Below are 13,997 nucleotides of genomic sequence, written 5' to 3'. Positions count from 1 at the left end.
AACTACTTGGACTTTTTCGTGCTCTTTTTGCTCGCAGCGGCTTGATTAAAAGCAGCAGGACTAAACACCTTTAGCAACTGCTGGGTTTGATTTTGCATCTGCTCTTGCATATTGAGATAAAGATCCTTAGTCTGTTCCACATAACTACTCATCATACGGCTCATCAAAGGATTTTGCATGGACATCAGATCAGCCCATGCCTCAGGCTTAAATTGAGTCGGGTAGAGCTCCTCATATTGCTGACTCAATTGCTGCTGAATTTCAGTAAATGCCTGCATATTTTGCTCTAGGTAGGTACCCATCACACCCTGCATGGCATGCCCGTAAAAACGGATAATCTGTCTGAGAGTGTTGGTGCTAAACATCGGCACACCAGCACTCTCAAGATCCAGAATAATTTGTAGCAAGATGCTCCGTGTAATGTCTTCATTGGTTTTTGCATCAATCACGGTAAAGCGCTCTGAGGCAACCACCAAATCCCTCACATCGGCTAAGGTGATGTAACTACTCGCCTGCGTATCATAAAGACGACGATTAGGATACTTTTTAATAACACGAGAACTATCTTGCTTAATTTCTGACATATTAATACTACTAGCTAAAATTCCTACTGATTAGCTCATGTGAAGACCGCCGTTAAGCGAGAAGTCGGCACCGGTAGAGAAGCCAGCATCATCCGAAGCTAACCAACCGACGATCGATGCAATCTCTTCAGGCTCACCTAAGCGACGCACAGGGATGGTACCCACGATCTGCTCTAAAATCTCAGGACGAATCGCACGCACCATATCCGTACCGATATAACCAGGAGAAACGGTATTAACCGTCACACCACGACTTGCCACCTCCTGCGCCAAGGCCATTGTGAAACCGTGAATACCCGCTTTAGCGGTAGAGTAGTTAGTCTGACCAAACTGACCCTTTTGACCGTTAACCGAGCTGATATTAATAATGCGACCCCAACGTTGCTCATACATGTGCTCAATCACTTGCTTAGTCACATTAAATAAGCTGTTTAGGTTAGTGTCCATCACCGCAGTCCAATCCTCAACGGACATCTTACGGAAGACGCCATCACGCGTAATACCGGCGTTATTCACAAGTACATCAATCTCACCGACTTCTTGACGAACCTTTTCAAAAGCCTTGACAGTGGAATCCCAATCAGCGACGTTACCGGCGGAGGCATGAAACTCATAACCATCAGCTTTTTGCTCATCCAGCCACTTTTGAAAATTACGAGTAGGGCCGCAACCAGCAACTACGGTAAAGCCGTCATCGGCTAAACGACGACAAATTGCTGTACCGATACCGCCCATACCACCCGTAACATAGGCTATTCTTTTCTTTGAGCTCATAAGCCACTCTCCTTTTGATTACATGACAATGTTTGTTAACTGTAAACTGCACATCAGCATACTGTCTATAAGGGTAATCCTAAGCTCCAAGCGAGGCAGCGCCTAGGATTAGCGCTATTTATCAGATGCTGATATGCATTAATTAAAACTTAAAATTGGCATTATTAACTTATTGCTTTAACCTTAACATAACGCCCTGGTGCTGGCTCAATGACCGGATACTGGCGACTACCCATGGTCTTACGGGCACGGATCTTGCGACCGCCTTGTTGTGCCAACCACTCAGCCCACGCAGGCCACCAGCTACCAGGCTTTTCAGTAGCCTCTGCCAACCAATCACCAGCACTTTGAGCACGGTTCAGATCGTCAGGCGTATTTTCATTAACCCAGTAGTTGCGACGATTCTTGTGCGGTGGATTAATCACACCAGCAATATGACCAGAAGCACCCAAGACAAAACGCACTGGACCAGAAATCAACTTAGCCGATGCAAAACCAGAATCCCAAGGCACGATATGATCGGCGATGGAAGCGTATACAAAAGATGGTATATCAATCCGACCGAAGTTAACCTTTTCACCGCAAACCACGGCATGATCTGGCTTGGCTAAGTTATTTTCCAAATAGGTATTACGTAAGTACCAGGCATAGAAAGGACCAGGTAAATTCGTACTATCAGCATTCCAATATAAAATATTAAAAGCTGCTGGCGCCTCACCCTTAAAGTAGCGACTCACCACATAGTTCCAAACCAGTTCATTTGGTCTGAGCCACGAGAAGGTGCTATTTAGCATATCAGCCGAAGCTAAGCCACCCTTGCCCATTTTAAGCTCATTTCTAAGCACCATGGATTCATCAATAAAGACATCCAACACACCGGTCTCGGAGAAATCCAGGAAGGTGGTTAAGAGGGTTAAGGACTTAACAATATCAACACCACGCGCTTTTAACACAGAGATTGCGGTGGCCGTCATCGTGCCGCCCACACAAAACGCTGTCACGTTTAGTTGGGGTTGAGCGCTAATGGCCTGCACCACCTCCATGGCCTTTAAAATGCCGTGTTCAATATAGTCATCCCACGTCGCCTCGCTGATGCCATCATCATCGCTTGATAAAGGATTGCGCCAAGAAATTAAATAGGTATTATGGCCCTGCTCTACCAAGTACTGCACTAGCGACTCATCCTTTTGCAAGTCCATCACGTAGAACTTATTAATGCATGGTGGCACTATCAGCATTGGTGTCTCAAACACCTGATCAAGCTTCGGCTGATATTGGATCAACTGGAAAAATTTATTTTCAAAAACCACCGATCCCTCAGTCACCGCTAAGTCCACGCCCACTTCAAAGGCCGTCTCATCGGTCTGCGTCATGCGACCCTTGCGTAAGTCATCCATCCAGTTCTGCATCCCCTTTTGTAGAGACTCACCGGAAGTGTCTTGGAACGCCTTTAAGGCCTCGGCATTAAAACTAAAGAAGTTAGAAGGAGCAATCGCCGCTAACCACTGATCTACCGAAAACTGTAAACGCTCTTGCATACGCTTAGGTAGATCAAACTTAGCCGTCATTTTTTCTACTGTTTCAGATGATAAAACATATAAATGCGCTAATAAATGAAGCTGCGGATTTTCGGCCCAAGCCGCATCACGGAAACGACGGTCACGTAATTCCGGAAGATTACCCTCTTGGCTAAGCTGCATCAGATGTTGAAACTTTTTGACAAAATCACTTTTAAATACTTCCCAATCGGCTGAACTGGTCAAATTATTCCATGAGGCCAGCCATGGGTTATTGGCTAAATTAAACTGCTCCATTAATCATCTCCATCTAAGAATGCGATAGGCTTTGGTGTCTAGCATAGAACTTGAATCTCTATCTATAGTGTAGCAAAGAAATATTCCAATTATCTGAACAAACACCTAATTCTTTATTGTAAATAAGAATTATGACAAGCAAATTTAAATTCATCTGGCGGTGCTGAGTTGCGCCCCTCTTAGCAAGCACACAGCTGCTTACTGGAATTAATTAAGGCTTAGTTAAATAAGCCACGGTCACCTGCCGCCCCGTCTGCGCATTACGACGATAGGAATAAAAGCAACTGGCAAGACTATAAGTACAAAGTCCTGAAAAGTAGATCCCGCAATCTGCAGCCACCCATCCTCGAGGCTTAAGACTGTGCAGTTTATGATTGGCAATAGCTACTAAATCACCATAGTATTTATCGGCCTGCGTTTTTGACGCTGTAAAAAAATCCGCATACGCTGGGTTAGACTCTACAAAGCCTGCGCACACCTCCGCCCCCACCTCAAAAGCAGCCGCACCGATAGAGGGACCTATCCACACATGAGTAATCGGCGCAGCTACCTTCTGCCTCATTGCCTCAATAGTATTTTCAAGCACCCCAAGCAATAAACTACGCCACCCCGCATGCACCACTCCAAGCACTTGTGCCTCTGCACCCAACAGCACAAGCGGCATACAATCCGCCGTTTGTACCACTAACACACGCTCAGGCTGAGTAGTAATGCTGGCATCCGCTCGAGTGATCTCATCACCTGGCTGCCATTGGTCTGCATCAAAAACCGCTGCACCATGTACCTGTGCAATCCAAATCGGTGCCGCCGGCAATTCCTCTTGTAAACGAGCGCGATTGGCCAGCACTAAATCGCGCTCGGCGCCCGTGGATAAGCCCAAATTAAATCCTGCTGCACTAAAGGCATCACAATCAGCTGAGCCGCAGCTCACTACCTCGCGTCCACTGCTAGCGGTGCTGCTAAAATACGCCAGACCATCAATAGCAGGACCACTAATGACGGGCAGACCATGCAACTCACGATACGCTGCATGGGGTTTAGGATAAGAAAAAGGAACCTCCATCACGCCTCCTGTGGCTACGATTAACTTTCAATCCAATCAACAGCATCTATTATCTGCTGCATCGCTGCGGGTATTGGCGCCGTAAAATGCAACGGCACGCCATCCACTGGATGCATAAAACTCAACTGCTGAGCATGTAGCATCTGCCGCTCTGCCCCCAGCCAAGCTGGACCACCATACAAACCATCACCCAGTAGCGGATACCCTAGACTACTTAAATGTACTCGAATCTGATGAGTACGGCCCGTCTCCAAACGACATTCAACCCGACTGATCGCATGACCCTGCCATGTACCCAAGGCCTGTCGTTGAAAATGCGTGCGCGCTTCCTTGGGTGCAATAGGTGAGTCGGTGGACATTCTTACCGCCACGCGGCGATCTCTACCAATCGCTGCGTCAACCGTACCCGCCTCGGCAATATGCCCTTTTAGTAAAGCCACGTATTGACGTCCTACCGAACGTGCTTGTAATTGCCGCACCAAATCGGTTTGAGCAATTTCCGTACGGGCTACCATTAAGATGCCGGAGGTATCCTTGTCCAGTCGATGTACAATGCCCGCGCGCGGTATCTGCGCCAACTCTGGAAAATGGTATAACAAGCCGTTTAGTAAGGTACCTGACCAATTGCCAGCACCCGGGTGCGTCACCATACCAGCAGCCTTATTCACAATAATATAATGCTCAGTAGCCGCAATAATATCAAGCGGCAAATTCTCCGGGCTAAATGCCATTTGCTCCGGTGTCACCTGTTCCCTCACGGTAATGCGATCAGCCGCTCGAATGGTTTGGCGCACTTTAGCTGCTTGTCCGTTGACCTTGACCCAACCATCGCTGATCCACTGTTGTAAGCGACTGCGTGAATGCGCCGGCAATAAGGTGACTAGTACCTTATCCAAACGTTCGCTGCTAAAGTTTAAGGGCATTTCAAATTCCAAAGCCTCAGGTTCTACTGCATCGTCGTCGAAATGCTCGGCGGTTTCAAGGGATTGGTCGGTCATAGCAGGCTCTGTGTAATGAGTTTTTAATTGATCTGGCAAAATACGCTGTTGATTTTTCGAATATTGTAATCAACAGCAACGATAGGATCCTAAAAGGCTGTTATCATAGTTTCTATTAAACAGAATAAAGCATCATATCACGCAAGTATTCTTATTTTAAATTGTAAATATGCAAACTAACACCTTTAAATCCATAGTACTCGTTCTTGGCGTCAGTTTATTAACCGCCTGCTCAAGCACCCGTGACAAGATTAACGATGAGACCATCGGTTGGTCTGCGCCTCAACTATATGATGCGGCTCGCGAAAACGTTCGTAGTAGTTCATGGAATACCGCCAGTGCCTATTTACATACCATTGGCACACGCTTCCCCTACTCCAGCTACGCACAGCAAGCCATGATTGACGAGGCTTATGTGCTCTGGCGTGATGACGAACCGGAGCAAGCCAAGGCAGTGATTGATCGCTTCCATCGCTTATATCCAAATCACCCGCATACCGACTATATGCTCTACCTTAAGGGCTTAATTACTTTCACCCCGCCGAGCGCTTTCTTAAGCAGCTATACGGGTCAGGACCCGAGCGAGCGTGATCCTAAGGGTTTGCGTGAGTCTTATGCCGCCTTTAGTGAGCTAGTCGAGCGCTTCCCACAGAGTCGCTATGCCGAGGACTCACGACTACGTCTAAACTGGTTAATTAGCACCATCGCTGAAAACGAGGTCAATGTCGCCCAATACTACTATGAGCGCCATGGCTATGTGGCTGCCATTAACCGTGCACAGGCGGTATTAAGAGATTTCTCTGGAGTAACGGCAACGGAGCGTGCGCTGTATATTATGATGAAGTCCTATGAGGCTTTAGGCCTACATGATCAAGCCGCTGACGCTCAGCGTGTATTTACACAGAACTTCCCAAACTCCGACTATCCGGAGCATGGTCTTGACAAGGATTCCAGTTGGTTAGATGTTTTCAAACCAGCAACGTGGTTTAATTAGTTTAGACTTAAAGGGGTTTAGTTCGAAAACTAAACCCCTTTTACTTTTTATTTACCTTGCTCGGCCAAATAGCGCAAAAATTGTAAGGCATCCTCTGGATTTCGGCTTCGATAAAAGTCCGGTAAACCCTGCCAAAGCCTTTTACCATAGCCTTTTTCCACCAAGCGTACATCACCAATGAGCAATACCCCTGCATCATTTTCACTGCGCACCAAACGTCCCGCCCCCTGCTTGAGAGCAATTGCAGCATGCGGGATCTGGATCTCAAAAAAGGCACTGCCGCCACGATTTTCACAATCCCTAATGCGCGCATCCAGCACCGGGTCATCTGGTGACATAAATGGGATTTTATCTATTGCCACCAAGGTCAATAAATCGCCGGGAAAGTCCACGCCCTCCCAAAAACTGGAGCTACCCACCAAAATAGCATTGCCCTCTTGACGGAATTTTTCCATCAAATAAGCGCGAGAATTATCCCCCTGCTTTAATAAAGCACGATCAATATTTACCTCATCCAGCCGCGCTAATAACATCTCTGAAAACTCATCAACCGCTTTCAGGGAAGTGCATAACAACAAAACACCGCCATGCGTTGCTTCAATCAAAGGCATCAGCACGTCCAGAAAGCGTTCTCTAAATGAAAAATCATCCGGCAACGGCAGTTTAGGAATCAGCATAATGGTTTTATCCTGATATTGAAAGGGTGATTCCCATACCCGTTCAATGGCACCATAGAGCCCAAGATTATTAACAAAATGATCAAAATTACCATTCACTGACAAAGTCGCTGAGGTAAAGACCCAGGCCTGATCTGCCTGCTTAAAGCGACCGAAATGTCGCACACTCAAGGGAGCCCGATGAAGCTGAAAATAGTTTTGAGTTAAATTGAGCCAACACACATAGCTTGTTTCAAGCTCAGCCACTGCTTGGTGCTCTTCATCCATCTGCTCAGCCACCAAGGAACTGAGACTATCACTAGCGCTACTTGCAGCGACCTGCGTGGCACCCTCTGCATCAGCCGCTGGCTGATGGCTACGTGCCCAACGCATCAAACTATCGTATAGTGCCGCGCCCTCACGGGTTGCTGCTTTAATATCGGGATGGGATTCCTGATAGTTTAATAAAGTTCGCACCAATTGCTGAATTGCCTGCGCCAACTCATCAAAACGCCCCATCACTCGCTCATAATTTTCCAGATTATGCACCAAAGCCTGCGCATTTGGCATTTCCTCAAGCGGCATCAATTGTAGTCTAAACTCCATCAGCGCCTTGGCTATCTCCTGCACGATAGGCTCAATGTCCTTGGCAATGCCTTTTAACTGGGCGCGCACGATGCTAAGACTGCGTTTTTGCCAATCAGCAATTTTTTGACCGCTAATTTGCTCACCTAAAAAGCGCGTCGCATAATCCGGCAGTTGATGCGCCTCATCAAAGACGACGGCCTCTGCGCTAGGCAATAAATCAAAAATACCCTCCTGCCTAAGGGACAAATCCGCCATAAACAAAGCGTGATTAATCACCACCACATCCGCCTCTTGAGCACGCGCCCGCGCCTTATTCGTAAAGCACTCCTCTGCAAACTGACAGTCTTGACCTAAGCAATTCTCAGCAGTGGAAGTCACCCGTTGCCAAATGCTCGCTGTCTCAGGTACGGCAGCACAATCCGCCTTATCACCCGTTGCGGAAGTATCAGCAAAGCGGCGTATCGCTTGCAGCATGGGCACTTCTAGCTTAGAGTGCAAACCCGCATCTGACTCCTCAAGCTGCTTTAAATAATGGTGACAAACGTAATTAGAACGTCCCTTAAGCACAGCGACCAAGGCTGGAATACCCATGGCCTGGCAAACCTGTGGCACATCCTTAGTGAAGATCTGGTCCTGTAAATTGCGTGTACCCGTCGATATAATCACCTTGCCAGTCGCTAATAATGCTGGTACTAAATAGGCCCAGGTCTTACCTGTACCGGTACCTGCCTCAGCCACCAGCGTGCCCTTTGTCATGAAAGTATTTTCTATCGCTTGCGCCAACTCAGTCTGTGCCTGACGCTTAGTATAGCGACTAACAGATTCGGCAAAAGGACCATCATCTGAAAAAAATCGACTGACATCAAAACTCAAGAGCGGCTCCTACAAAAAAGACGTCACTTATTATGCTTATTTTCACATAAGCAATTGTAGCAATCCTAGTCAATGAATATATTTAGCCGCCTAATTGTGGCAAAATGACAAGCTTTCAAACCAAAAAACTTGAGAGTGAGATGACCGAATCTGTAAGTCTACAACCTGAACATTCATCATTAGCTATTCCACAGGAAGTCGATAGTGCGCGTATTATTCAACAACTTGCTGAGGAACTAACGGTAAAAGCCAGTCAAATTGCTGCAGCCGTCAATTTATTAGATGAAGGCGCCACGGTGCCCTTTATTGCACGCTATCGTAAGGAAGCGACTGGTGGTTTGGACGATACAGTGTTGCGTCAACTAGAAGTACGATTGCTATATGTACGGGAGTTGGAAGAGCGCCGACTCGCCATTCTGGAATCGATTCATGCTCAAGAAAAGCTGACACCCGAATTAATGCAGCAGCTAATGGCGGCAGACACTAAGCAACGCTTAGAGGATTTGTATGCTCCCTATAAGCCTAAGCGTCGCACCCGTGCTCAAATCGCCATAGAAGCTGGTTTAGAGCCCTTGGCAAATGCTATCCTAGATGACCGTACTGCGGATCCTGAAACCTTAGCCGCAGATTATCTAAATGCAGAGCATAAAATCACCGATACTAAAGCGGCATTGGATGGTGCGCGCGATATCCTGGCCGAACGCTTTGCCGAAGATGCGGATTTATTAGCACAGCTGCGAGAGTTCCTGTCTCAACAAGGTCTTTTATACTCCACCGTGGTCGCCGGCAAAGAAGATGAAGGCGATAAATTCCGCGATTGGTATGACTTTAGTGAGTCTTTGGCGAGTCTACCCTCGCACCGTATTCTAGCCATGCTACGTGGACGTCAACAGGGCTGCTTGGATTTACGTATTGGCTTATCCGAAGCGCAGGAGGAGCTGGTACCGCATCCTTGTATTGAGCGCATTGAGCGCTACTTTGATTTGGGTGCAGAATTTGGCGCAGATGCCTCAGCCCGCGGCAAATGGCTAGCCGATGTGTGCCGTTGGACGTGGCGTGTAAAATTACTCACCGCCTTTGAAACTGAGTTTATTAGTCAGTTACGCCAACGCGCTGAAGAAGAGGCAATTAAAGTCTTTGCCGACAATCTAAAGGACTTATTATTGGCAGCGCCAGCAGGTCCTAAAGCCGTACTAGGCTTGGACCCTGGGATTCGCACGGGGGTCAAGGTAGCTGCCATCGATGCCACGGCCAAGGTGCTTGAGACCACGACCATTTACCCCTTTGAACCCCGCCTTGACCGTAAAGGCAGTATTCATACCCTAGCAGCGTTAGTGGCCAAGCATAATATTGAGTTAATTGCCATCGGCAACGGTACCGCTTCGCGTGAGACCGAGCGTTTAATTAGCGAACTGATTAAGGAGTTTAAACTCGATAAGGTTAAAAAGATCGTGGTTTCCGAAGCTGGTGCCTCAGTTTATTCTGCTTCAGAACTAGCGGCCACTGAATTCCCCGATCTGGATGTGAGTTTACGTGGTGCAGTTTCCATTGCCCGTCGTCTGCAAGACCCATTAGCCGAATTAGTTAAAATTGAGCCCAAAGCCATTGGCGTCGGTCAATATCAACACGATGTTAATCAAGGCGAGCTAGCCCGCTCCTTGGATGCGGTGGTTGAAGATTGCGTCAATGCCGTAGGGGTTGATGTCAACACCGCATCGGCAGCACTGCTTGCGCGCGTTTCTGGTTTAAATAGCACCCTGGCTAAAAACATTGTCGCCTGGCGTGACCAAAACGGCGCCTTTGACAATCGCCAAAAGCTACTGGAAGTGTCTCGCTTCGGCCCTAAAACCTTTGAACAGGCAGCCGGCTTCTTACGCATTCAAAACGGCGACAATCCACTGGATGCCTCGGCGGTACACCCCGAAGCCTATCCAGTAGTTGAGCGAATTTTAGAAAAAATTCAAGTTGATATCAAAGATATTATGGGCAAAACCGATGCTCTCAAAGGACTCTCGCCAAGTAGCTTTACTGACGAACAATTTGGCTTACCAACGGTTAAAGATATTTTTAATGAGTTAGAAAAACCCGGTCGCGACCCACGCCCTGAATTCAAAACAGCCACCTTCCAAGAAGGGATTGAATCCATACGCGACCTGATTCCCGGCATGATTCTAGAAGGTGTGGTTAGTAATGTAGCCGCTTTTGGTGCTTTTGTGGATATTGGTGTAGGCCAGGATGGCTTAGTGCATATTTCCTGCTTATCCATTAAGTACGTCACTGATCCACGTGAGGTGGTGCGTGTCGGTCAAACGGTGAAAGTCAAAGTACTGGAAGTAGAGGTAGATAGAAATCGTATCAATCTCAGCATGCGTTTAGATGATGACATTGGCAGCAGCAATCGCACAGCACGTAGCGATAGTCGTAACAATGAACGGCGTGATAATCGCAGCAAACATCAGCGTACCGGCACACACGCCTCAAATCGACGTGATGATGCGCCGATGGGTGCAATGGCAGCGGCCTTTGCCAAGCTTAAAAAATAATCGAATAAACGCCCATCTCACTAGCAATCATCAGGGGTTTGCCATTGCGCAAGCCCCTGATACCCCCCTATAAACGACCGCTAAACACACTCAACACATAGCCGATTAATGCAAGGATTAATCCCAGCAAAAAAATATAGATAATGGCATTGCGAGCGTTTTTCTTGCCCTGCGCTATTTGTTCGGGACTCAATTGCGCCAATAATGCTTGGTTTTTGGCATTAGGCTTAGCATTTAAGGTGCTGAGACATAAAATCGCAAAAAACACCGTCACCCCACCGATGATATATAAACCCTTAGCAATCATGGATAAAACCACTGCCATCAAAACTCCTTACTCTCTAAACTAAAGGCTGGTTGAGACGCTGTTTACGCTCTCGCCAATCCGCTAAACACTTATCCATCAAGGCTTGAAAGCGCTGGTTATGACTTTGCTCAAACAAATGCACTAATTCATGCACCAACACATACTCCAAACTTTCAAGCGGTCTTTTAGCTAGTTCCGTATTTAAACAAATACGTTGTCCATCACTGCGGCAACTGCCCCACCGGCTTTTCATAGTGCGCAAATCAATGATAGGCGCACTAATCCCCATGCGTCTCTCCCACTTGGGCACATAATCCTTTAAAGCGGCCCGTATCTGCGCTTTATAGAAATTCTGCATTACCAAGGCCCTACCTTTGCTACTCGTGCCGTCTCGCACAAACATATTTAAGCCCTCCGCATCGTGATAAATCTCATGCTTAGCATAACCCTCAAACACATACAAGGGGTAGAGCTTGCCCCATAAATAATGTCGTTCACCGGTTTCATATTGCAGCGCTGGCACGGCTTGATAATGAGCAAATTTTTGCCGCTGCTTCTTAATCCAAGACAAACGCTGATTAATAAACGCCAGCGCCAACTCCTCTCTCATCCTCTGTGGCACCGACACCACTACCTCTCCTGCGGGCGGTAACACACGAATATACAGATTTTTAATCGCTTTAAAATGCAGCTTAATAGGAATGGAATCGATACGAATAATTTTCATAAAAAGACGTTAATCTTATCTATGAGAAGGTCTAGTGATAACTTGGTATCGCTATTATAGCCTAGGCTAAGCTGTGCTTTCTCAGCACCTGTACAAAGGGTTGTTGATTTACACTTTACGCTGTTAAACTAAAAATCCACACTCCTTTGGACAACTTATCATCATTTTTTTTTAGGAGGAATAGCTATGAATTTCCGTGATTTTTTATATTTAGACAAGTTTATTTTCCCAAAAATCGTCACCTTCGTTTATTGGTTTATCTTGGTGGCCGTTGTGATTGCTTCTTTGTCCGCTATCATCAACGGTCAAATTTTATCCGGTCTTGCGGTTTTAATTGGTGGTGTGATTGCCGGACGTATTTATTGTGAATTGACCGTTGTACTCTTTAAAATTAACGAGCATTTAGCTATTTTAAGCAGCAAAGCCCTACAACAGGATAAAAACACACCTACCATTGAGCCATAAGTGCAGTGGCTATAAACACTGGTGCTTCAGGGGTGATGCGCAAAAAAGCCTGTCTTAGCAAGTTTTTAACTCCTCACCCCTAGGCTTTCTTTAATAAAGACCGGATCCCACCACGCAATTTTGGATTAAATAGTAAAGCAGCACACATACCGATCACAATACCCCAAAAGGCAGAAGCTAGCCCAAACCAGCTCATGCCAGAAGCCGTCGCAATAAACGTCAATAACGCCGCTTCACGATTTTCCCTATCCTCCACCGCTAACACAATATTGGCATTAATTGAGGACATAAGGGCGAGACCAGCCAGAATCGCCACCAACTCTGCCGGAAACACAGCAAATAATGTCACAATAGCACTGGTCAAAAAGGCCCCAACAATATAAAACAAGCCATTACTCATACCCGCAATATAACGCTTATCCGGGTTCGGGTGACTATCAGGTCCGGTGGCAATGGCTGCACTAATCGCCCCCAACACAATACTGGCTGAGCCAGTTAAGGCCACTAGGGTCGACACACCCCCGGTCATCACCATAATGGGTCGCGACTTAACTTGATGATAACCATCCACCTTTAGAATCGCCATCCCCGGCAGATACTGACCACTTAAACTCACTAAAACCAAGGGCACAGACAAACTCAAAATACTGTAAATACTAAATTCTGGCGCAATTAATTTAGGCATCACCCATTGCAAATTAAAGGCCTCGGTATGAACCTGACCGGTAGCCATCACAAAGACTAAACCAACGACAAAAACCGCCACAATGCTATACCTTGAAAAATAACGTTTACCGAGAAGATAAACCGACAACATCAAGATCAATAACACGGGGGATACGCTAATGGTTTTAAAGGCTGCTGCACCGAACTGAAATAACAAACCAGCCAACATACCACCTGCTACACCCTGAGGAATCCACGCCATCAGCCTATCAAAATGTCCGGATAGACCGATGATCACAATCATCATACCGGCCAGCATGTGCGCACCGACCATTTCTGCTACCGTCAAGGTGGGAAATAAGGATAGCAAAAGCACGGTGCCAGGCACTGACCAGCCGGTCATAATAGGCATTTTGGATAAATAGCTGAGTACCAGCCCACTAATCCCCACGCCAAAGGAAATCCCCCAAATCCAACTCATCATATCCTCAGTGGATACACCTGCCAAGGTAGCCACTTGAAACACAATAATCAGTGGTCCACAGTAGGCGATAATCACTGCCAACAGACCAGCAATAACGGCTGAAAGGGAGATATCTTTAAGCATGGCTTGTCTCATTATTTTTTTAAAATTTCTTAAAGTATATAACAGATTAGCCAGGCCTATACACGCAAAAGCAGCTTGACCCTAAGCGCCAAGCTGCTTTAATGAGTAATCAATAATTAGATAGTGCGACTTATTTGTGCTCGTCTAACCACGCATTAATTTCTTTTTCGGCTTCTTCCTTGGTGCGTCCATAACGCTCTTGTAACTTACCTGCTAGGTACTGAGAATTACCTTTGATCTCGGCAATATCATCATCCGTTAAATCGCCCCACTTCGCCTTAACCTTACCCTTAAGCTGTTCCCACTTACCTTCTAAAATATCTTTATTCATCATATTG

13 protein-coding genes are annotated in these 13,997 nt (G+C 46.6%); 3 read left to right on the top strand and 10 right to left on the bottom strand.

Annotation, left to right across the window (positions count from 1 at the left end; genetic code table 11):
- Positions 1-2 precede the first annotated feature (2 nt).
- The 5 genes from phaR to A3GA_RS0107345 form a co-directional block, all read right to left on the bottom strand.
- Positions 3-584, bottom strand: coding sequence for a polyhydroxyalkanoate synthesis repressor PhaR (gene phaR, locus A3GA_RS0107365; protein ID WP_018026755.1), 582 nt, complete (start codon positions 582-584; stop codon positions 3-5).
- A 30-nt stretch (positions 585-614) separates the two neighbouring features.
- Positions 615-1,358, bottom strand: a complete 744-nt coding sequence (gene phbB, locus A3GA_RS0107360; protein ID WP_018026754.1) for an acetoacetyl-CoA reductase — start codon at positions 1,356-1,358, stop codon at positions 615-617.
- Positions 1,359-1,522: 164 nt separating this feature from the next.
- On the bottom strand, positions 1,523-3,172 hold the full coding sequence (locus A3GA_RS0107355) for a PHA/PHB synthase family protein (protein ID WP_018026753.1): 1,650 nt from the start codon (positions 3,170-3,172) through the stop codon (positions 1,523-1,525).
- 211 nt (positions 3,173-3,383) lie between these two features.
- A complete protein-coding gene (locus A3GA_RS0107350) occupies positions 3,384-4,235 on the bottom strand; it encodes a purine nucleoside phosphorylase YfiH/LACC1 family protein (RefSeq protein ID WP_018026752.1) in 852 nt (283 codons plus the stop codon).
- Positions 4,236-4,255: 20 nt separating this feature from the next.
- Positions 4,256-5,233, bottom strand: coding sequence for an RluA family pseudouridine synthase (locus tag A3GA_RS0107345; RefSeq protein WP_018026751.1), 978 nt, complete (start codon positions 5,231-5,233; stop codon positions 4,256-4,258).
- A 169-nt stretch (positions 5,234-5,402) separates the two neighbouring features.
- On the opposite strand from A3GA_RS0107345, the gene A3GA_RS0107340 reads away from it, so the two are divergent.
- Positions 5,403-6,227: an outer membrane protein assembly factor BamD gene (locus A3GA_RS0107340; RefSeq protein WP_018026750.1), complete on the top strand. Its 825-nt coding sequence runs from the start codon at positions 5,403-5,405 to the stop codon at positions 6,225-6,227.
- Between the two features lie 47 nt (positions 6,228-6,274).
- Here the strand turns inward: A3GA_RS0107340 and A3GA_RS0107335 are convergent, their stop codons facing one another.
- A complete protein-coding gene (locus A3GA_RS0107335; protein ID WP_018026749.1) occupies positions 6,275-8,344 on the bottom strand; it encodes a DNA repair helicase YoaA in 2,070 nt (689 codons plus the stop codon).
- A 140-nt stretch (positions 8,345-8,484) separates the two neighbouring features.
- Here A3GA_RS0107335 and A3GA_RS0107330 point away from each other — a divergent pair, with 140 nt between their 5' ends.
- A complete protein-coding gene (locus tag A3GA_RS0107330) occupies positions 8,485-10,887 on the top strand; it encodes a Tex family protein (RefSeq protein WP_040614168.1) in 2,403 nt (800 codons plus the stop codon).
- 67 nt (positions 10,888-10,954) lie between these two features.
- Here A3GA_RS0107330 and A3GA_RS0107325 read toward each other — a convergent pair whose 3' ends face one another.
- Together A3GA_RS0107325 and A3GA_RS0107320 are read right to left on the bottom strand one after the other, a co-directional pair.
- A complete protein-coding gene (locus tag A3GA_RS0107325; protein ID WP_018026747.1) occupies positions 10,955-11,212 on the bottom strand; it encodes a hypothetical protein in 258 nt (85 codons plus the stop codon).
- 16 nt (positions 11,213-11,228) lie between these two features.
- On the bottom strand, positions 11,229-11,921 hold the full coding sequence (locus tag A3GA_RS0107320) for a M48 family metallopeptidase (RefSeq protein ID WP_018026746.1): 693 nt from the start codon (positions 11,919-11,921) through the stop codon (positions 11,229-11,231).
- Positions 11,922-12,107: 186 nt separating this feature from the next.
- Here A3GA_RS0107320 and A3GA_RS0107315 point away from each other — a divergent pair, with 186 nt between their 5' ends.
- Positions 12,108-12,386 (top strand): DUF4282 domain-containing protein, encoded by a 279-nt coding sequence (locus A3GA_RS0107315; RefSeq protein WP_018026745.1) that lies wholly within the window; start codon positions 12,108-12,110, stop codon positions 12,384-12,386.
- 79 nt (positions 12,387-12,465) lie between these two features.
- On the opposite strand, the gene A3GA_RS0107310 is transcribed toward A3GA_RS0107315, so the two are convergent.
- Together A3GA_RS0107310 and A3GA_RS0107305 are read right to left on the bottom strand one after the other, a co-directional pair.
- Complete coding sequence (locus A3GA_RS0107310) at positions 12,466-13,671, bottom strand: benzoate/H(+) symporter BenE family transporter (protein WP_018026744.1); 1,206 nt, start codon at positions 13,669-13,671, stop codon at positions 12,466-12,468.
- A gap of 118 nt (positions 13,672-13,789) precedes the next feature.
- Positions 13,790-13,990 carry a CsbD family protein gene (locus tag A3GA_RS0107305; RefSeq protein ID WP_018026743.1) on the bottom strand — a complete coding sequence of 67 codons (201 nt, stop codon included), beginning with the start codon at positions 13,988-13,990 and terminating at the stop codon, positions 13,790-13,792.
- Positions 13,991-13,997 lie beyond the last annotated feature (7 nt).

The organism is Oligella urethralis DSM 7531, assembly GCF_000372065.1.
Lineage (GTDB): Bacteria > Pseudomonadota > Gammaproteobacteria > Burkholderiales > Burkholderiaceae_B > Oligella > Oligella urethralis.
Note: the sequence above shows the minus strand (reverse complement) of the source record. Positions and strands in the feature narration are given on the sequence as shown.